Annotated in this window: 17 protein-coding genes; 10 read left to right on the top strand and 7 right to left on the bottom strand. The window is 33.0% G+C overall.

Going from position 1 to position 20121, the window contains the following annotated elements; genetic code table 11:
- The first annotated feature begins 66 nt into the window (after positions 1-66).
- Positions 67-1011 (top strand): 3'-5' exonuclease, encoded by a 945-nt coding sequence (locus HQN85_RS04225; protein WP_173269120.1) that lies wholly within the window; start codon positions 67-69, stop codon positions 1009-1011.
- A gap of 15 nt (positions 1012-1026) precedes the next feature.
- A complete protein-coding gene (locus HQN85_RS04220; RefSeq protein ID WP_173269118.1) occupies positions 1027-2886 on the top strand; it encodes a M1 family metallopeptidase in 1860 nt (619 codons plus the stop codon).
- Between the two features lie 177 nt (positions 2887-3063).
- Here the strand turns inward: HQN85_RS04220 and HQN85_RS04215 are convergent, their stop codons facing one another.
- Entirely contained in the window at positions 3064-3915 is an 852-nt protein-coding gene (locus HQN85_RS04215) for a hypothetical protein (RefSeq protein WP_173269116.1), read from the bottom strand.
- Positions 3912-4847 (bottom strand): tRNA epoxyqueuosine(34) reductase QueG, encoded by a 936-nt coding sequence (queG, locus tag HQN85_RS04210; RefSeq protein WP_173269113.1) that lies wholly within the window; start codon positions 4845-4847, stop codon positions 3912-3914. The genes HQN85_RS04215 and queG overlap by 4 nt, the downstream gene beginning before the upstream one ends.
- Before the next feature lie 80 nt (positions 4848-4927).
- Between queG and HQN85_RS04205 the strand changes: the two genes are divergently transcribed.
- Complete coding sequence (locus tag HQN85_RS04205; RefSeq protein ID WP_173269111.1) at positions 4928-5146, top strand: hypothetical protein; 219 nt, start codon at positions 4928-4930, stop codon at positions 5144-5146.
- A gap of 2 nt (positions 5147-5148) precedes the next feature.
- On the opposite strand, the gene ruvB is transcribed toward HQN85_RS04205, so the two are convergent.
- Entirely contained in the window at positions 5149-6171 is a 1023-nt protein-coding gene (ruvB, locus tag HQN85_RS04200; RefSeq protein ID WP_173269110.1) for a Holliday junction branch migration DNA helicase RuvB, read from the bottom strand.
- Between the two features lie 87 nt (positions 6172-6258).
- Positions 6259-7155: a 3-hydroxybutyryl-CoA dehydrogenase gene (locus HQN85_RS04195; RefSeq protein WP_173269109.1), complete on the bottom strand. Its 897-nt coding sequence runs from the start codon at positions 7153-7155 to the stop codon at positions 6259-6261.
- Positions 7156-7443: 288 nt separating this feature from the next.
- Between HQN85_RS04195 and HQN85_RS04190 the strand changes: the two genes are divergently transcribed.
- From HQN85_RS04190 to HQN85_RS04175, 4 genes are all read left to right on the top strand, one after another.
- Complete coding sequence (locus tag HQN85_RS04190; RefSeq protein ID WP_173269108.1) at positions 7444-10485, top strand: SusC/RagA family TonB-linked outer membrane protein; 3042 nt, start codon at positions 7444-7446, stop codon at positions 10483-10485.
- 11 nt (positions 10486-10496) lie between these two features.
- Positions 10497-11960 carry a RagB/SusD family nutrient uptake outer membrane protein gene (locus tag HQN85_RS04185; protein WP_173269107.1) on the top strand — a complete coding sequence of 488 codons (1464 nt, stop codon included), beginning with the start codon at positions 10497-10499 and terminating at the stop codon, positions 11958-11960.
- A gap of 70 nt (positions 11961-12030) precedes the next feature.
- Positions 12031-12417: a hypothetical protein gene (locus tag HQN85_RS04180; protein WP_173269106.1), complete on the top strand. Its 387-nt coding sequence runs from the start codon at positions 12031-12033 to the stop codon at positions 12415-12417.
- Between the two features lie 128 nt (positions 12418-12545).
- The gene (locus HQN85_RS04175) at positions 12546-13217 is read left to right on the top strand and encodes a hypothetical protein (protein WP_173269105.1); all 672 of its coding nucleotides are present in this window, start codon (positions 12546-12548) and stop codon (positions 13215-13217) included.
- Here the strand turns inward: HQN85_RS04175 and pdxH are convergent.
- Positions 13214-13864, bottom strand: coding sequence for a pyridoxamine 5'-phosphate oxidase (gene pdxH / locus HQN85_RS04170; RefSeq protein ID WP_173269104.1), 651 nt, complete (start codon positions 13862-13864; stop codon positions 13214-13216). The genes HQN85_RS04175 and pdxH overlap by 4 nt on opposite strands.
- Positions 13865-13995: 131 nt before the next feature.
- Between pdxH and HQN85_RS04165 the strand changes: the two genes are divergently transcribed.
- The gene (locus HQN85_RS04165) at positions 13996-14559 is read left to right on the top strand and encodes a YqgE/AlgH family protein (RefSeq protein ID WP_173269103.1); all 564 of its coding nucleotides are present in this window, start codon (positions 13996-13998) and stop codon (positions 14557-14559) included.
- 17 nt (positions 14560-14576) lie between these two features.
- Here the strand turns inward: HQN85_RS04165 and purE are convergent, their stop codons facing one another.
- Both purE and HQN85_RS04155 read right to left on the bottom strand, forming a co-directional pair.
- The gene (purE, locus tag HQN85_RS04160; protein ID WP_173269101.1) at positions 14577-15071 is read right to left on the bottom strand and encodes a 5-(carboxyamino)imidazole ribonucleotide mutase; all 495 of its coding nucleotides are present in this window, start codon (positions 15069-15071) and stop codon (positions 14577-14579) included.
- Between the two features lie 24 nt (positions 15072-15095).
- Positions 15096-16235 (bottom strand): 5-(carboxyamino)imidazole ribonucleotide synthase, encoded by a 1140-nt coding sequence (locus HQN85_RS04155; protein ID WP_173269100.1) that lies wholly within the window; start codon positions 16233-16235, stop codon positions 15096-15098.
- Between the two features lie 213 nt (positions 16236-16448).
- On the opposite strand from HQN85_RS04155, the gene HQN85_RS04150 reads away from it, so the two are divergent.
- Positions 16449-17639 (top strand): BaiN/RdsA family NAD(P)/FAD-dependent oxidoreductase, encoded by a 1191-nt coding sequence (locus HQN85_RS04150; protein ID WP_173269098.1) that lies wholly within the window; start codon positions 16449-16451, stop codon positions 17637-17639.
- A 176-nt stretch (positions 17640-17815) separates the two neighbouring features.
- The gene (locus tag HQN85_RS04145; protein ID WP_173269096.1) at positions 17816-20011 is read left to right on the top strand and encodes a B12-binding domain-containing radical SAM protein; all 2196 of its coding nucleotides are present in this window, start codon (positions 17816-17818) and stop codon (positions 20009-20011) included.
- Positions 20012-20121: the final 110 nt, after the last annotated feature.

The raw sequence follows: 20121 nt of genomic DNA, 5'->3' as shown, positions 1-20121 counted from the left end.
AAACCTTTTTAGCATTTTTGGAAAAGAAACTTTTGCTTAAAAGCAATACCTCATTATCTAGATAAAATGAAATTAAATTTAAAACGTCCTTTAGCCTTTTTCGATTTAGAAGCCACAGGAATAAACATTGGTGTAGATCGAATTGTAGAAATTGCTATATTAAAGGCAATGCCTGATGGATCGGAAGTTATTTTAACAAAACGAATTAATCCAGAAATGCCAATTCCATTAGTTACTTCATTGATACATGGTATTTATGATGAGGATATTAAGAATGAGCCGACGTTCGGAGCAGTTGCAAAAGAAATTGCAGCATTTATTGCTGATGCTGATTTAGCTGGATATAACTCCAATAAATTCGATATACCAATGTTGCTAGAAGAATTTTTAAGAGTTGGTGTTGACTTTGACATGAGTGATCGGAAATTTGTTGATGTTCAAAATATTTTCCATCAAATGGAACAACGTACATTAAAAGCTGCCTATAAATTTTATTGCGAAAAAGACATTATTAATGCGCACTCTGCAGAAGCTGATATAAAAGCGACTTACGAAGTCTTATTAGCGCAACTCGATAAATATCAAGATGTTGAATTTGAAGATAAACAAGGAAATAAATCAAAACCTGTGCAAAATGATGTAGACTTATTACACAATTTTACCAACATGAATAAAGTAGTAGATTTTGCTGGTAGAATGGTTTACAATGAAAAAGGAGAGGAGACGATTAATTTTGGTAAACATAAAGGGAAAACAGTTGAGCAGGTTTTTGATGCAGAACCAAGTTACTATGCTTGGATGAAACAAGGTGACTTCCCTTTATACACAAAAAAGAAATTAGAAGAGATTTGGTTGAGGTGGAATAAAAAGAAAGAAGCGCAAAAAGCAGAAAGACAGTCGCAAGCACCAAAAACTGAACCTACAATTGCAAAACCTCAACAAAAGGAAAAGCCTGCCCAACCAATTAATAATGATATGCTTGAGCAGTTAAAAATGAAATTTGGTAAATAATATTCACAATATAATATGAAAATAAAATTATTCAGCATTCTATTCTTAGTGAGTTTATATGCAAAAGCTCAACTTCCAATAGCGCCAGTTTTTCAACAAGCTTACCAAAATGGAACTCGTGATGTAAGTGGAGCGCCAGGATCAAAATATTGGCAAAACACGGCTAATTATGATCTCAAAATAGATTTTAACCCAGAAACACGATTAATAAAAGGAACAGTAGAGATTCAATATACCAATAATAGTCCAAATGTTTTGGAGGAAATTTGGTTTAAACTGTATCCAAACCTCTATAAAAAAGGAGTTCCAAGAAAATCTAAATTAAATGAACGCGATTTAGGTGAGGGAGTTAAGATTACAAGTATTTTGTTAAACAATCAACCTAAAGATACATCAACTTTAGTAATTGATGGTACAAATATGCATACAAAAGTTCCTGCATTGGCACCTGGTAAAACAATGAATTTTAAAATTGAATACAACTATATTTTAAATAAAGGTTCTCATCAAAGAACTGGTCAAGTAGATGAAGGCGCACATTTTATCGCTTATTTCTTTCCTCGAATTGCCGTTTATGATGATGTTGATGGCTGGAATAAAATACCATATAGTGGTGCAGAAGAGTTCTATAACGATTTTTGCAATTTTAAAGCTGCAATTACAGTTCCAATAAATTATGCAGTTTGGGCAACAGGCGATTTATCAAATGGTGCAGAAGTATTTGCAAAGAACATTTACAAAAAATATCAATTAGCAAATAAAAGTGATCAAACTGTAGATGTAATAGATAGCGCTGAATTAGCAAAAAATAAAGTAACTGCTCAAAAACCTTTTAACACATTTAGGTTCGACGCTAAAAATGTGGTTGATTTTGCTTTTGCAACTAGTAATCATTATTTATGGAAATCAAATAGTTTAGTAGTAGATCCAAAAACAGGTCGTAGAACAAGAGTTGACGCTGTTTTTAATCAAAAACATAAAGATTATTATGAGGTGATTGATTTTGCTCGTAAAACAGTTCATGCAATGAGTTATGTTTTTCCAAAATGGCCTTTTCCATACAGCCACGAAACTGTTTTCGATGGTTTAGACCAAATGGAATATCCAATGATGGTAAATGATAATCCTACTCAAAATAAATTTGATGCAATTACACTAACCGATCATGAAATTTTTCATACCATGTTTCCATTTTATATGGGTATAAATGAAACAAAATACGGTTGGATGGATGAAGGTTGGGCAACAATAGGCGAGTGGCTAATTTCACCAATGATTGATAGTACAATTGTTGATGATTATGGTGTGGCACCTACTGGAAATTCTTCGGGTACTAAAGATGATAGTCCAATTGTAACGTTGACAACAGAATTAAAAGGCTCAGGATCGTTTACAAACTCTTATCCTAAACCCGGTTTTGGTTATCTTTTTGTTAAAGATTATTTGGGTGATGAGCTCTTTACTAAAGCATTACATAACTATATTTCTAATTGGAATGGCAAACATCCTATGCCTTACGATTTCTTTTATAGCATGAATACTGGTGCTGGTGAAAATATGGATTGGTTTTGGAAACGTTGGTTTTTTGAAGAAGGTGTTACCGATATGGCCATTAAATCTGTCAATAAAACCAATGGTGGGTATGATATTGAAATCGAAAACAAGAGTAATAAACCTTTACCAATAGATTTAACAATTACTTATAGCGATAACTCGATTGAAAAAGTACATCACACCATTGGTGTTTGGGAAAAAGAGAATAAGACATTTGTGTCATCTATTAAAACTAACAAACAAATTAGTAAAGTGGTGATGAAAAGCGATCATGTGCCAGATAAAAACAGAAGTGATAATACTTTTGTGGTAAAAAATTAGAAAAGCAAATAAAGAAGCCCGATTAACGTTAGTCGGGCTTTTTTGCTACAATCTTTTTGTGTATTTGTTGTACTGACCTTGTCGATTATCTACAACACAAAGGATTTTCGCTACAATCCCGTTTATTTAAAATTTTGCAGTACAACTATTTAACGTGGCAAATTTTAAAGAAAGAAATTAATTATCCGAGTATTCTGTAATTGGATAGTACGATTTTGCAATTATACCCTCATCACTTAATAATTGATTTAAAATAGAATCTACCAAAACTTTAGCTAGTGTAGTTTTTTTACCGTTAACCCATACTTTATTTTGAATTAATCGAATACCGTGACTATAATCAGCCCACATGTTAGTATGTTTATTATAAAGTGGTTGTATCGCTTTTCCATCTAATTTATGCCAGCCATAAATTACTACTTTTGGAGTTTTTTCTGTATATATTTTATTGCTAATAACAATATCTTTTTTATTCCCGGCAGTTAATTCGCTACCATTATGCTGAGTCAAATAAGGTTTCAGCTGCGTTCTAACTATTTCATTATGTGTTATAAAGATAGGAACAGTAGTCATTGCTTTAGTAGGAGGAATAGGTTGAGGCTCAAGTTTTATTGTTGCATTTTGATAAATTAAATCCACCATTTTACGAGTCGGTAAACTGCATTTTAATAGAGAAGCAACTCGTTGAGCCAAAACTGGTGTCATTGGTATATAGATATAATCTTCATCACTTCCAATTGCCATATAATCTGGTAGCACAAAAAAGTCTATTGAATACTCCAGATTATTTATTTTTGAGCTGTACGATATTCTTTTTAATTTTCTCAAAAAATCAGGAATATTACCACTCTTAATTTCCTTGTAAATGATATTTTCTCTATCGGCTAAGTTTAAGTTGCTGTCAATAATGGAATTAGCGAAAGCTTTTCCGCCTAATGCATCAGCTTTGCGATATGTCAATTTTAATTCTTGTGCATTTAGATTTTGAAAAAAAATTAAGACTAGAAATAGAATAAATATTTGCTTCATATTTGTTGTAGAAAATCTATATTTCGTTTTAAACCTGTAAATTTTGTTCTTTTAACTGCAGATCCTTTAAATACTTTCTTAAAAACTTCATCAGTCATTTCAATCAACTCTGTTTTACTAAGGTGTAATAGTTCTAATGCAGGCATAAAAGCTGGCTCTTGATGTGGTGTTGCAAAACGATTCCAAGGGCAAACATCCTGACAAATATCACAACCAAATGCCCAATTTTCCATTTTATTCTTAAACTCGTTCGGAATTTCATTTTTTAACTCAATTGTTAAATAAGAAATACATTTACTCCCATCAACTACATAAGGATCCATAATTGCGTCGGTAGGACATGCATCAATGCAACGGGTACAAGAACCGCAATGATCTGCTACAAAAGGCTTGTCATATTCTAATTCTAAATCGATAATCAGCTCTGCTAAAAAGAAAAAAGAACCAGCATCTTTACTAATTAAGTTTGAGTTTTTGCCACGCCAGCCTAAACCAGATTTTTGTGCCCAAGCTTTATCCATTACAGGAGCAGAATCTACAAAACATCTTCCAGAAACTTCACCAATGTTATCGTTTATAAAGGCTAAAAGCTCTTTTAACTTATCTTTTATCACGGTATGATAATCAGAACCGTAAGCATATTTAGAAATCTTTGGGGCATTGATATCCAGTTGCTTATCTTCTGTGAAATAATTCAAGGTTAATGAAACTACAGACTTAGCATCACCTACTAATAGTTTAGGGTTTAAACGTTTATCGAAATGATTTTCCATGTAAGCCATTTCCCCATGATGGTTATTCTTTAACCAGGATTCTAACCGAGGTGCCTCGTCGGCTAAGAACTCTGCTTTCGCAATTCCACAAGCCATAAAACCAAGCCTTAATGCTTCGTTTTTAATCATTTGACTATATTTCTGGGCATTGTTATACATAGATTTACAAAGATAGGCTTTTGACTTAAAAACCTTTTAATGGCTAATTTGTTATTAAACGAAACTAAATAATTATTGTCATGGAAAATACAACATCTAATCATAAAGATCCGAATCAAGAACATCCACCTATAGAGACTAATTACGAAGCCCATAAAGAAAATCCAGGTCCTGCGCCAACTGTAAATGAACCAGATAATAAAGGAGCTGGTCAGGCTATGAAGTGGATTATACCAATTGTGGTCGTAATTTTATTGGTTATCTATTTCTTATATTTCAGAAATAACACAACGCATTAAGGCTAAAATAATTTTCCTGTTTGCCCTAATTTGATTCTATTTAAATGTTTATAAGCTGCTTCGGTAACTTCACGTCCACGGGCTGTGCGCATTAAATAGCCTTCTTGGATTAAAAATGGTTCATAAACCTCTTCTATTGTTCCGTCATCTTCACCTACGGCAGTTGCAATGGTTTTTAATCCTACCGGGCCACCTTTAAATTTGTCAATAATGGCCAATAAGATTTTGTTATCCATTTCATCTAAACCATGTTCGTCTACGTTTAAAGCAGTTAAAGCATAACGAGCAATTTCTGTATCAATACTTCCAGTGCCTTTTATTTGAGCAAAATCTCGCGTACGACGCAAAAGTGCATTGGCAATACGAGGTGTACCACGACTACGGCGAGCGATTTCGTAAGCACCTTCATCTGTAATTGGTGTTTTTAATATTTCTGATGAGCGTAAAACAATGGTAGTTAATATTTTAGCATCATAGTAGGCCAAACGAGAATTTATTCCAAAACGAGCTCTTAATGGTGCCGTTAATAAACCCGAACGCGTAGTTGCTCCAACTAACGTAAAAGGATTTAAGCTAATCTGTACGGAACGAGCATTTGGACCGCTTTCAAGCATAATATCAATCTTGAAATCTTCCATTGCGGAGTATAAATATTCTTCTACCAAAGGTGATAAACGATGAATTTCATCAATAAAAAGAATATCCCCAGTTTCAAGGTTTGTTAATAATCCTGCTAAATCTCCAGGTTTATCTAATACAGGGCCTGATGTTACTTTTATATTAACACCCATCTCATTTGCAATAATATAAGAAAGGGTTGTTTTACCTAATCCTGGAGGACCATGTAATAACACATGATCTAATGCTTCACCGCGTAACTTTGCTGCTTTAACAAAAATTTTAAGGTTTTCTAAAATCTTTTCTTGTCCTGTAAAATCTTCAAATTCTTGAGGGCGTAATACTTTTTCAATATCACGTTCAATTGGAGATAAATTATCAGAAGATGGATCAAGATTTTCGTTCATTTGGTAAAGATAATGGTTTAACCCCTAAATCCCCTAGAGGGAACTTCATTTTATAGGGATTAATATAATAGATAGATTTTAAGTCTACTAGTGGTTTGAAGCAAATTTAGGAGCAACTATGGCTTCTTTAATTCCATTAGTGTAATCGTAAAAACCTTCACCAGATTTTACTCCTTTTTTACCAGCCATTACCATGTTTACCAAAAGAGGACATGGCGCATATTTAGGATTGCCAAAACCTTGATTTAACACATTTAAGATGGCTAAACAAACATCTAATCCAATAAAATCTGCCAATTGTAATGGACCCATTGGATGAGCCATACCTAATTTCATTACTGTATCGATTTCACTTACACCAGCTACGCCTTCATATAATGTATAAATAGCTTCGTTTATCATTGGCATCAAAATTCTATTAGCCACAAAACCCGGATAATCATTTACTTCAACAGGAGACTTTGCTAGCTTTTTAGAAAGCTCCATTACCGAATTGGTTGTTTCATCACTTGTAGCATAGCCTCTAATTACTTCCACCAATTTCATTACAGGAACTGGATTCATAAAATGCATACCTATTACCTTATCGCCACGATTAGTAACCGAAGCAATTTGTGTAATAGAGATAGAAGAAGTGTTACTTGCCAAAATTGCATCTGGTTTTGCGAATTGATCTAAATCCTTAAATATTTTGAGCTTTAGGTTGATATTTTCTGTGGCAGCTTCTACAATTAAATCAGCATTTTCTACACCAGTTTGTAAGTCTGTAAATGTAGTAATGTTGGCTAAAGTTAGGTTCTTTGCATCTTCGGTTAAAGTTCCTTTAGCAATTTGCCTTTCTAAATTCTTGGTGATAGTAGTTATAGCCCTTCCAAGAGCATCAATGTTAACATCAACTAAATTTACTTGATAACCAAATTGCGCAAATGTATGTGCAATTCCATTTCCCATTGTTCCAGAACCAATTATTGTTATGTTTTTCATTCCTTTGTTTTACAAAACAAATCTATAGGAATACAGATGATAAACCAAGCTAAAAAACAAATGGAATTTAAATTGTTGCGAAATTTTAGTTTAATAAAAAATAAGATGTTGAAAACTTTATGAAATCAAGAAAATCGATTTAGTTGCATTTTAGAATACAAAACATGTTATAACAATTAATGTATACGATTTGTTTGTAAAGAAAATGTTGCAACTATGTTGCGAGAAAGTTACAAAGGCCGTATATTGCAGTAATTAAATTAACTTTTTAACTTTAAATTAACGTAAATGAAACAAAAATTACTTAAATTATTTGTTTTGACATTGCTAACAATTAGTTCAGCTTTTGCGCAAAACAAAAACATTACAGGTAAGGTTACAAGTGCAGAGGATGGGTTGCCTATTCCATCAGTAACTGTAAAAGTGTCTGGGACAGCTATTGCTGTACAAACAAGATCAGATGGATCTTACTCCATTTCAGTGCCTTCGACAGCAAAAACTATCGAATTCTCTTACATTGGTATGGGTACTGTAATAATGAACATCGGATCGAATTCGGTTGTTAATGCAAAATTGGCCTCGAATACTGAACTTAATGAAGTTATTGTGACAGGATTTGGTCTCCGTCAAAACAAAAAGGACATTACAGGTTCAGCTTCTTCAATTTCAGGGAAGGATATTGAAAACTTACCTGTTCAAAGTGTAGATAGAGCAATGCAAGGAAAGCTTGCTGGTGTTCAAGTAACATCGTCAAGTGGTATTCCCGGATCTGCAATGAGTGTAAGAATAAGAGGGGTTGGATCAATTAATGCTGGGAGTTCTCCTCTTTATGTAGTTGATGGTATTCAGGTAAATGCTGGAGATTTTACAAGTGCTACTACAAGTGCAAATGCACTTAGCGCATTAAATCCAGATGATATTGAATCACTAACTGTATTAAAGGATGCATCGGCAGCTGCTATTTATGGTGCATCTGGCGCAAATGGTGTTGTTATCATTACTACTAAAAGAGGTAAGGCTGGTAAAACCCAATTAACATTTAATACCTATGTAGGTTACAATGATTTTATTACTAATCCAAAATTACTTACAGGCCCAGAATACATTACTTTAGCATTAGAAGCTTATGGTAACCGTTATGGATATACATCAACTCAATATAATAGTTTTTATAATACTTATGTAACTCCTTATGGTTCTGTTGCTAATGTACCAAGTTATGATTGGTTAAGTGCTGTTTCTCAAAAAGGTTTCACTCAGAATTATGAGTTAAACGCTAGAGGAGGTAATGAAAAAACTAAATTTTATGTTTCTGGTGGCTATAACTCACAAAAAGGTCAAGTTATAGGTACAGATTTTACAAGAGGTAACATTAAGGTAAATTTGGATCATTCAGCTACTGATAAATTGGACTTTTCTACTTCAATGGGTTTAAGTACTATTACTCAAAATACAACTTCTAGTGCAGGCGCATTTGCAAACATTAGTAGAACTGCTCAATTACAAGCTCCAATAAATGCAATTTACAATGCAGATGGAACTTATAATACAAATCTACCAGGTGCTTATGATCAATTTAACGTTGTTCAAATTGCAAAGGGAAATATACAACGTGGTACAAGTAATCAATTTACAGGTGCAGGAAATGCTAAATATAAGTTTACAGATTATTTATCATTCAGATCGAACTTTGGTGTTGACTATTTAGAAATTATTGAAAATACATTTAATGACCCAAGATTTGGTGATGGTAGATCTGTTGATGGTTCTGCAACTGCAGGTAATACAAGAAATACAAATTTTCAGACTGACCAAACTTTAAATTTCGTAAAATCTTTCAATGCAAAACACAATGTTAATGCCTTATTAGGTTTTAATTATAGAAGTGAAGTAAGAACTTACAGTAACGCAACGGGTCAAGGTCTACCTTCGTACCAATTTACTCAAGTATCATCAGTTAGTACTCCACTTGCTCCATCAGGAACGTACACAACTTTTAGAACTGCAGGCTATTTTGCAAAAGTTGATTATAACTATAATAATAAATATTATGTTTCTGGAGCTGTAAGATATGATGGTTCATCAAGATTTGGTACTGATAATGTATTTGGTTGGTTTCCAGCTGGAGCGGTTTCTTATCGTATTTCACAAGAAAACTTCCTTAAAGATGTTAAATTTATTACCGATTTAAAATTAAGAGCAAGTTATGGTACTACTGGTAACCAGGCAATTGGTAATTTTGATTCTAAATCATTATATGGTAAATCAGGTGAATATGTAACTACTGGAACTGGATCTTCACTAGCTGCAGGTTTAGCTCCATCACAGTTAGGAAATACTTTCTTAGCATGGGAACGTGCTACAACTTTAGATTTAGCTATGGAATTTAGCTTATTTAAAGGAAATGTGGCAGGAACAATTGGTTATTACAAAAAATCAAATACTAACCTATTATTAGGACAACCTCTTCCTTTAACTTCTGGTTATGCTACAATTAATCAAAACGTAGGAGAAATGAGAAATAGTGGATATGAGTTTGAACTATCTACACAAAACATAAAAACTAAAGATTTTTCATGGAAAACTGATGCAAATATTGCATTTAATAAAAACAGAATTGTTAAATTATTAGATGGACAGACTTTATTAGGTGGTAACTTTGCTATAGCTGTAGGTAAACCAATAAATTCTGTTTACACTTATAAATCTGCTGGTGTTAATCCTGCTGATGGTAGAGCAATGTGGTATGATGGGAATGGAAACATAACTTATACTCAAAACTCTTCAACAGATAGAAGCTATATTGGTGATTTAAATCCTAAGTATACTGGTGGTCTAACAAACACATTTAATTACAAGGGTATTTCGTTAAGTGCATTCTTCCAGTTTAGCTATGGTAACTTAGTATTAAACCAAGATAGAACATTCTTTGAAAGATCAGGTGCAACTGTTGATAGAAATCAATACGCTGTGAACTTAAATAGATGGACTACACCGGGCCAATATACTGCAATTCCAAAACCATTCTTTGGTGGAACTACTTTAAATATTGGTGGTATCAGTCATACTTCAAATACAGCTATTTCAGACCGTTTCTATGAAGATGGATCATATATTAGATTAAAAAGCTTAACTGTGGGTTATGATTTGCCAAAATCAGTATTAAATGCAATTAAACTTCGTTCAGTTCGTGTTTATGCTCAAGGTTTAAATCTTTTAACAATTACAAAATATCAAGGTGTTGATCCAGAATTTGTAAATGCTAGTGGTGATTTCGGTCAATATCCGCAATTTAAAAATTACACATTAGGTTTAAGTGTTGGATTTTAATAATTAAAAAAATGAAAAATAAATATATATTGTTAATGATGGCGGTAGCTTTAATGGTAACTTCATCATGTAAAAAGTTATTAGAAACGGAACCTAAGAATTCAATTTCTGCTGAAGTTGCAATGAAAGAAGCTGCTGGGGTAGAAGGATTAACAAACAGTTTGTATCAAACTTTACAAGGTTCGGGTTATTATGGTAGAGATTTCATTGTTGTCCCAGAGGTTCTTTCTGACAACATGAGAATTGCCAGTACAAATTCAAATCGTTTTGTTCAAGAATCCAATAATGCAGTTGCTGCAACAATTAATTTATGGCAAACTGGCTACAGTTTGATTAATAGAGCGAATGGTGTTATTAAATATGCTGATATTGCAAATGGCCTAACTCCATTAAGAAGAAAACAACTAGCAGGTGAAGCGTACTTTATAAGAGCACTAGCTTATTTTGATCTAGTTAGAACTTATAGTTATAATCCTAAAAATAGAGTTACCGGTAGACCAAATAGTGATTTAGGTGTACCAATCGTTTTAAATTATGTAGAAAATTTCCCTGGTGATATTACCTATCCATCAAGAGCTAGCATAGATGAAACTTTTACTCAAATTAAATCAGATTTGGATAAAGCGATAACTTTATTGGATAATTTATTTGCGCCAAAAAGAATCAGTTTGTCTGCTGCTAATGCATTAAGAGCTAGAGTTGCTTTATATAATGGTGATTGGGCTGATGCTGCTACTTTTGCTAACACAGCAATTAATGGTGGTGTTGGTACCTTTGTTGATCCATCGACAGCAACTACACCTGCATTAAAATCTGCAGCTTATGCATCTATTTTTAATACACCTTCTTCTGCTGAATCAATTTTCGAATTAAATTATGAAATTACTGAAAGTTTAGGTTCAGATGGTCTGAGCTCTATATATACTAGAAGTAATCCAATTTCTACAGCAGGTGCTGGTTATGGAGATGCAACCCCTCAAGCGAATTTAGTTGCTGCATATGAAGCAGGTGATGTAAGAAAGGATTTATTGTTTGCAATTACTAAAGGATCTGAAGCAATTTTCTGGAACCAGAAATACCCAGCAGCTAAAGCCCCTCAAATTGATAACATCAAAATTATTAGAATGAGCGAAATGTATTTAACTAGAGCTGAAGCTAACTTTAGAAATGGTTCGGCAATTGGTGCTACTCCTCAAGCTGATTTAGATAAAATTAGGTTAAGAGCTAATCTTGCAGTAACTCCTGTTACATTAAATGCAATTTTGAAAGAGAGAAGAGTTGAGCTTGCATACGAAGGCCATAGATGGTTTGACTTATTGAGATTAGGTTCTGACATTGGAAAATCTAACTCTACTTTACCAGCAAATGCAACTCCAAACTCAACTCTTTTATTTACAGACTTTAAGGTGTTATCTAGAATTCCATTAACTGAAGTTCAAAACAACCCAAAAATCATTCAAAATTATCTATATTAAAATTATGAATATGAAATCGAAATTTTTAATACTATCTATATTTATATTAAGTATTTCTAGCATGTCGTGCATGAAAGACAGAGATAATATTTATAAAGGACCAGATGTTGTAGAATTCTTAGGTACAACAGGAACTGTGAAAAAAGGAACAACTGCAGTACCTGGTGTTGCTAATGTGACAGTTCAGTTAGTTGGCCACCAATCTAACTCTCCAATAGAACTTAACTATTCAATTGCTGCAACTAGTACTGCTGTTAGTGGTACCGATTATAACATTACAGGTACAATGGGAAAAGTTACTATTCCTGCAAATAGTAGTTCTGCAAATATTGTGGTTACTGTAATCCCAGCTGGTATTCCTACTGGCACTAAAACACTTGTATTGAATTTACAAGGTAATAGCACGATTCCAGCTAGTGCAAATTATAAAACATATACTTTGTCTATTACCCAGTAATAGTTATACATAGTTTACATTTATTAAACCCTTAGTGTAAAAACTAAGGGTTTTTTATAGCCGCTACTTTTATTAGATCAATGCAGTTGGAATGATAATGTTAATATTTAGTGATTTAGAAAAATATTATGAAAAATAGAAATCTTTATATAGCTATCTTACTTACTTTTATTTTTAATGCCACAGTTTTATCAGCACAAGTTATTTCAGACGCAAAAGGTAGGCCTTTAAAGCAAATAGAATACTTTGAACTTGATGGTTCCCCATTTTTCTTAAAAACTTGGGTTAAAGGGGATGTGATATTTGATAATGGCAAAATTATTAAAAATGTTGAGTTGAAATATGATCAGGTGAAGGATGCATTAATTTTTTTGAGTAATGAAAATGAAGAACTTTATTTTATTGATCCAATTAAAGAATTTAATCTAAATGATGGTGCAATTAATTACTTATTCAGAAATGGATTTGCTCCATATAAAGATTTTTCTAGTGACACATATTTCGAAATTCTTTTGCAAGGAAAAATAATGCTTTTAAAGAAAGTAATTAAAACAATTGTAGAAACCAAGGAATATAATTCGGCAACCACTATTAAAAAGATAATAAATAACTTAAACCTATATATTGTTAAAGACAATAAAATAATTGCTACTTCAAAAGAAAGTATTAAAATTATTGCAAATGCAATTGACCCTCAGAAATCCTCTTCTTTAATTGAATTTTCTGAACTGAATAAGTTAAATCCTAGAAAAGAGGAGGACCTGAAAAAAATATTAAAGTATTATAATTCAATGCCCTAAGGAGCTAATCTATTTGTTTGCCATTTTCCATTTATAAGATCATATTTAATACGATCGTGTAAACGACTTGTTCTTCCTTGCCAAAATTCTATGGATGTTGGTTTAACAATATATCCACCCCAATGCGCTGGTTTAGGGATTATTTTATCTTGATAAGTTGCTGTTAATTCTTCAACCTTTGCTTCTAATATTTGTCTATCTGTGATCACTTGACTTTGCGGAGAAACAATAGCACCAATTTGACTTCCCTTTGGACGAGAATGAAAGTATCTTTCTGAAGCTTCTTTACTTAGTTTTTCTACTTTTCCTTCAATTCTAACCTGACGTTCTAATTCGCCCCAAAAAAATACTAAACACGCCTGTGGATTTTTCTTTAATTCCTTGCCTTTTGCACTTAAATAGTTCGTGTAAAAACTAAACCCGTTTTCATCAAACCCCTTTAATAGAACGATTCGGGCATTTGGTTTACCAGATTTATCAGCAGTCGCCAAAGTCATTGCATTGGGTTCAAATATTTCGGCAGTCATAGCTTCAGAAAACCATTTCTCAAATTGTTTAATAGGGTTTTTATTAAAATCGCCGTCGTTTAATTGTTCAGAACGATAATCTTTTCTTAAATTTTCTAATGTTTCTTTAGTAACCTCCATGGTACAAAAATATGCTTTAGTTCTCTGAATTTTTAATCAGCTAGTTATTTTTGTCATTAAATGATAACAATCATATTCTCTAATTTTATTTTTTCATTGGGAAAATGATGTTGGTTTCTTAAATTTCGCAAATGTTAAGTAAAATTACCCCTTCAGCTGGCAAACTATTAATTTCTGAACCTTTTTTAAATGATCCGAATTTTAAACGATCAGTTATATTAATGGCAGAATATGGAGAAGAAGGGACGATTGGTTTTATTTTAAATCAGCCGAGCAGTTTATTATTAAAAGATTTAGTTCCTGATTTAGGGCAAGCAGATTTTCCAATTTTTATTGGTGGACCAGTTGAAGTTGATACTGTTCATTTTATTCACCGTTGTTATGATAAATTAAATAGTGGTGAAGAAATTGCTAATGGAATTTATTGGGGTGGTAACTTTGAGACACTTAAAATATTGGTTGATAATAATGACATTTCTGAAAATGAAGTGAAATTTTTTCTAGGATATTCAGGTTGGTCGGCAGAACAATTAGAAGAAGAAATTCAAGCAAATACCTGGATTGTATCTGGTAAATACCATCAAGATATTCTCTTTTCACATAACGAAGAAGAACTATGGAGAAAAGTAATTGTCAATTTAGGTCCAAAATATGCTCATATAAGCAATTTTCCAAGTGATCCAAGTTTGAACTAGTTAAACTTTTCGTGACTTTAGGACTTTTTTTCCATCTCAGCTACACTTTCCTCTACTTTTTTCTTCAAATCATCTTTATACGCTTGCATTTTTTGAGCAAGGTTTTCATCGGCAGTTGCCAAAATTTGAACAGCTAATAAACCTGCATTTTTAGCAGCATTTAAAGCAACAGTAGCAACAGGAATACCATTAGGCATTTGCAAAATAGATAAAATAGAATCCCAACCATCAATAGAATTTGAAGATTTTACAGGAACACCAATTACAGGTAAAGTTGTGATGGATGCTACCATTCCAGGTAAGTGAGCTGCACCACCTGCCCCAGCAATTATTACTTTTAAACCTTTTTCAGCGGCATCTTGTGCATAGGTAAACATGCGTTCTGGTGTACGATGAGCTGAAACAACAGTCATTTCAAATTCCACACCAAATTCTTTACAGATATCAGCAGAATCTTGCATAACATTTAAATCAGATTTGCTGCCCATGATAATACCTACTTTTGCGCTCATATTTTATTATTTTATCTTGTTCTATTACGAAACAACTTTTAAAGTTTGTTGTATATACCTTGCTTTTTCTATTGCATTTTCACGGTTTTGATCTACAATAGTAATATGTCCCATTTTGCGGAAAGGTTTAGTATATTTTTTTCCGTATAAATGTACATAAACGCCATCAATAGCCATTATTTTCTCTAAACCATCATATTTGGCTAAACCATCATTACCCTTTTCGCCTAATAAATTTATCATTACCGCATTGCTAATGGAACGCGTATCGCCCAATGGCAAATTAAAAATTGAACGTAAATGTTGTTCAAATTGTGAGACGTAATTTCCTTCAATAGTCTGGTGGCCACTATTATGTGGACGAGGGGCTAATTCATTCACCAAGATATTTCCATCCTTAGTTACAAACATCTCTACTGCTAATATTCCAGTAATATTTAATGCTGAAGCTATATTTAATGCTATTTTTTCAGCTCTATTTTGAATATCATCTGGATAAGTTGATGGTGAAATTAGAAACTCAACTAAATTTGCTTCTGCGTTAAATTCCATTTCCACCATTGGAAAGGTTTTCATATCGCCATTTGCATTTCTAGCTACAATAACAGCTATCTCCTTATCAAAATCTACTAATTCTTCTATTAAAGACGGTGCTTCAAAAGCATTTTCAACATCAGCGAGGTTGCTAATTTTCATTACACCTTTACCATCATACCCATCTTTACGTTGTTTCAAAATGTATGGAAAAGAAAAATTTCCATTAGTTAAATCTTCTTTTGAACTTACCAATTGAAAAGGAGCAGTTGGAATTTCATTTTCTTTAAAAAACTGCTTCTGTACACCTTTATCCTGAATTAATCTAATCACACGAGATTGAGGAAATACCAATTTTCCTTCTTTTTCTAGTTGTTCTAGCGCTTCAATATTTACTTTTTCAATTTCGATAGTAATGATGTCGGCTTTTTTGCCAAAGTTGTAAACGGTATCAAAATCTGTAATTGAACCGCATTCAAATTTATTAGCAATATGTTTACAAGGTGCATCCGGATCAGGATCTAAAACGAAAGTGGTTAAATTATAATTTATCGCTTCCTGAATCAACATTCTGCCGAGTTGTCCACCACCTAATATTCCTAGTTTTAACTCGCTTATCTGTTTTGCCATTATCGAATATAAATTTTTATGCTGCAAAAATAACATTTTGAAACGCAAGTTCACTACACTAATTTAAGTTCAGTCCCGCCATTTCGTTAAATCTTTTTGTGCTTTGACAAGCTCAGCATTACAAAAAGGATATCGCTACTGTCGGGGCTATTAAAAAACAATCGTGCTACTATTATCTATTAAACTTTTAACTTTGAACTCTCAACTCAATTAATGGAAATAGATGCAATAATTATTGGTGCTGGTGCTTGCGGATTAATGTGTGCTGTGCAAGCTGGCTTCTTAGGTAAAAAAGTAATTGTACTAGAAAAGAACAGTAAACCTGGCGCTAAAATCTTAATTTCCGGCGGTGGCCGCTGTAATTTTACCAATCAATGGGCTACTACAGAACAGTTTATTTCTGCTAATCCGCATTTCCTAAAATCTGCATTTAACCAATGGACAGCTGATGATACAATCAACTTTTTTGAAACATACGGCATTGTTGGCAAAGAAAAAACCTTAGGTCAATTATTTCCTGATCATAAAAATGCAAAGGATGTTGTTGAGGTATTTACATCGCTTTGCGAACAAATGGAACAAGAAGTTTGGTGTAATATTGAGGTGAAAGATATTGAGCAAACAAACAATGGTTTTGTTGTAAATTATGCCATAGGCGATAAAGTTAAAGCTATTTCTGCCGCTAAAGTAGTCGTTGCAAGTGGCGGATTACCAATTCCGAAAATGGGCGCAACAGATTTTGCTTTACGTTTTGCTCGTAATAACGGATTAAAAATTATAGAAACTGCTCCAGCTTTAGTTCCTTTAACTATTACAGGAAAAGATGAAGACTGGTACGCACAACTTTCTGGAAATTCTGTTTTTTGTGAGGTAAGTAATGATGAAATTTCTTTTGAAGAGAATATTCTATTTACTCACTGGGGATTAAGCGGACCTGCAATTTTGCAAATTTCATCGTATTGGCGTAGAGGAGAAGTTTTCAATATTAATCTTTTACCACATCAAAATATTCTCGAATTAATAGAAAATGAACGTAAAACGAATGGGAAAGTTCTTTTATCAACCTTATTGAATCGTTTATATGCTAAAAAATTTACAGATGCCTTAAATAAATTTCTTCCATTAACTAAAACCGTTGCCGATTTAAGCAAAGCTGAAATGGAATTAATTTATCAAACTATTCATGAGTTTAAAGTTAAACCAGCGGGGGATAAGGGCTACGATAAAGCAGAGGTAATGAGGGGGGGAATTGACACGGATGAACTATCATCAAAAACTTTAGAATGCAAAAAAATACCTGGTTTATATTTTGGTGGCGAATGCATGGATGTGACTGGCTGGTTGGGTGGTTATAACTTTCAATGGGCTTGGGCTAGCGGTTTTGTAATTGCACAAAATTTGTAGTTTATTGCTTACGTCATTGCGAGGTACGAAGCAATCTTACTACTATGGGTTAGTTATTTTCTATCGCTTTAAGATTGCTTCGTACCTCGCAATGACGATCTTTTAAGTAGTTCGTTTTTTGCTTGTACAGAATTTATAAAGAAACATTTATGTAATTTTGCAACAAATCAATAACCTTGAAAAGCGACCTTTTTTTAATAACACCTCCATTTACACAACTGAATACTCCGTATCCTGCGACGGCATATATTAAAGGTTTTCTTAATACAAAGAATATTTCATCAACTCAAGCAGATTTAGGTATTGAAGTGATTTTGAAATTGTTCTCTAAAAAAGGATTTTCAGATTTGTTTTTCCAAGCTGAATTAAACAAAAGTGAGTTATCTTTTAATGTACAACGTATCATTGCTTTAAAAGAAGAATATCTAAAAACAATCGACTCGGTAATCGCTTTTTTGCAAGGGAAAAATCCAACATTAGCTTTACAAATTTGTCAGGAAGATTATTTACCAGAAGCATCTCGCTTTGCGCAATTAGAAGAGCTAGATTGGGCTTTTGGAGCTATGGGAACACAAGATAAAGCAAAGCATTTAGCTACACTTTATTTAGAAGATATCTCAGATTTTATTGTAGAATGTATTGACCCAAATTTTGGTTTTAGTAGATATGCAGAGCGATTAGGTAGAAGTGCTAATTCATTTGATGAATTATATGAAGCTTTACATCAAGAACCTACATACATCGATAAAATCTTAATTGATATCCTTAAGGATAGAATAGAAGAAGTTCAACCCAAATTATTTTTGATTTCTGTTCCATTTCCAGGGAATTTATATTCCGCTTTTCGCTGCGCACAATATGTGAAAAAGCATTATCCTGAGATTAAAATATCAATGGGTGGTGGTTTTCCCAATACTGAATTACGTTCATTAGCTGATAAAAGAGTTTTCGAATTTTTTGATTTTATCACATTAGATGATGGTGAGTTGCCGATAGAACTATTATATGATGCTCTTGTAAAGGGAGGTGAGTTTAACCTTTATAAAAGAACTTTCTTAATAGAAAATGGAGAGGTTGTTTATAAAAATGATGCATTAAGAAGTGATTATAAGCAAGCTGATGTTGGTACACCTGATTATTCAGATTTACTATTAAATAACTACATTTCTGTAATTGAAATTGTAAACCCAATGCACAGAATGTGGAGCGATGGCCGTTGGAATAAACTCACAATGGCCCATGGTTGTTATTGGGGTAAATGTACATTTTGCGATATTTCCTTAGACTACATTAAGGTCTACGAGCCAGTTGCCGCAAAGCTGATTGTAGATCGAATGGAAGAGTTAGTACAAAAAACTGGCGAAAATGGATTTCATTTTGTAGATGAAGCTGCACCTCCTGCATTAATGCGTGAAGTTGCTTTGGAAATTTTGCGTAGAAAGATTTCAGTTACATGGTGGACAAACATTCGTTTTGAAAAAAGTTTCACTCAAGATTTGTGTTTGTTGTTAAAAGCCTCTGGTTGTATAGCAGTTTCTGGAGGTTTAGAGGTTGCCTCAGATCGATTATTAAAACTAATTGATAAAGGCGTTATTGTTGAACAAGTCGCCAAAGTGACCAGAAACTTTACTGAAGCTGGCATTATGGTTCATGCATATTTAATGTATGGATATCCAACTCAAACCGTACAAGAAACGGTTGATAGTTTAGAAATGGTGCGTCAATTATTTGAAGCTGGAGTTTTACAGTCTGGTTTTTGGCATCAGTTTGCAATGACAGCACATAGTCCAGTTGGTTTATATCCTGAAAAGTTTGGCGTGATAAAAGACACTGAAGTGATTGGGACTTTTGCAAATAACGATATCAACTACAGCGATAAAACTGGAATTGATCATTCTAAATTTAGCTTTGGCTTAAAGAAATCACTCTTCAATTTTATGCATGGCATTTGCTTCGATTACAAATTGCAAGATTGGTTTGATTTCAAAATTCCAAGAACAACAATTCAACCTAATTTTATTGCTAAGGCCTTATCTACTGACGACAATCTAATTAGTAAACCAACCGCAAAAATAGTTTGGTTAGGAGGTAAACCAACAACAGAAACTTTTACAAAATTTAAAAAAGGAAATTCTTGGCAAATGATGACGCTGAATTTCCACAGTAAAAAAGAAAGTTTCAGCATTCAAATCAATCAGAAAGAAGGAGAGTGGTTGGTTTCAATTCTAGAGAAAATATCAGTTTTTAATGAGAAAGTTTATACTTTTCAAGAAGTAAAAGCTGATTTTGAAAATACAATAGAACATTTTGAATTGTTTTGGTATTCAAAACCAGTTCATACTTTAAGAGAGTTTGGGTTGTTGGTTTTATAGGTTCTACGTCACCCTGGAATAAATTCAGCATGACGAAGTGCTAAATTATCATTCAGAGCGAAGCGAAGAATCTCAATTAAGAATTCACAAAAGAGATTCCTCGTTTCTCG

This window comes from Pedobacter boryungensis (assembly GCF_013204825.1).
GTDB lineage: Bacteria > Bacteroidota > Bacteroidia > Sphingobacteriales > Sphingobacteriaceae > Pedobacter > Pedobacter boryungensis.
The sequence above is the reverse complement of the archived record's forward strand: the minus strand, read 5'-3'. Positions and strand labels throughout refer to the sequence as shown.

Coding starts and splice junctions, on each gene's coding strand:
- HQN85_RS04185 (WP_173269107.1), top strand. CDS start 10,497: ATGAAAAATAAATATATATTGTTAATGATGGCGGTAGCTTTAATGGTA.
- HQN85_RS04215 (WP_173269116.1), bottom strand. CDS start 3,915: ATGAAGCAAATATTTATTCTATTTCTAGTCTTAATTTTTTTTCAAAAT.
- purE (WP_173269101.1), bottom strand. CDS start 15,071: ATGAGCGCAAAAGTAGGTATTATCATGGGCAGCAAATCTGATTTAAAT.
- HQN85_RS04155 (WP_173269100.1), bottom strand. CDS start 16,235: ATGGCAAAACAGATAAGCGAGTTAAAACTAGGAATATTAGGTGGTGGA.
- HQN85_RS04165 (WP_173269103.1), top strand. CDS start 13,996: ATGTTAAGTAAAATTACCCCTTCAGCTGGCAAACTATTAATTTCTGAA.
- queG (WP_173269113.1), bottom strand. CDS start 4,847: ATGTATAACAATGCCCAGAAATATAGTCAAATGATTAAAAACGAAGCA.
- pdxH (WP_173269104.1), bottom strand. CDS start 13,864: ATGGAGGTTACTAAAGAAACATTAGAAAATTTAAGAAAAGATTATCGT.
- HQN85_RS04175 (WP_173269105.1), top strand. CDS start 12,546: ATGAAAAATAGAAATCTTTATATAGCTATCTTACTTACTTTTATTTTT.
- HQN85_RS04180 (WP_173269106.1), top strand. CDS start 12,031: ATGAAAGACAGAGATAATATTTATAAAGGACCAGATGTTGTAGAATTC.
- HQN85_RS04190 (WP_173269108.1), top strand. CDS start 7,444: ATGAAACAAAAATTACTTAAATTATTTGTTTTGACATTGCTAACAATT.
- HQN85_RS04205 (WP_173269111.1), top strand. CDS start 4,928: ATGGAAAATACAACATCTAATCATAAAGATCCGAATCAAGAACATCCA.
- HQN85_RS04150 (WP_173269098.1), top strand. CDS start 16,449: ATGGAAATAGATGCAATAATTATTGGTGCTGGTGCTTGCGGATTAATG.
- ruvB (WP_173269110.1), bottom strand. CDS start 6,171: ATGAACGAAAATCTTGATCCATCTTCTGATAATTTATCTCCAATTGAA.
- HQN85_RS04220 (WP_173269118.1), top strand. CDS start 1,027: ATGAAAATAAAATTATTCAGCATTCTATTCTTAGTGAGTTTATATGCA.
- HQN85_RS04225 (WP_173269120.1), top strand. CDS start 67: ATGAAATTAAATTTAAAACGTCCTTTAGCCTTTTTCGATTTAGAAGCC.
- HQN85_RS04195 (WP_173269109.1), bottom strand. CDS start 7,155: ATGAAAAACATAACAATAATTGGTTCTGGAACAATGGGAAATGGAATT.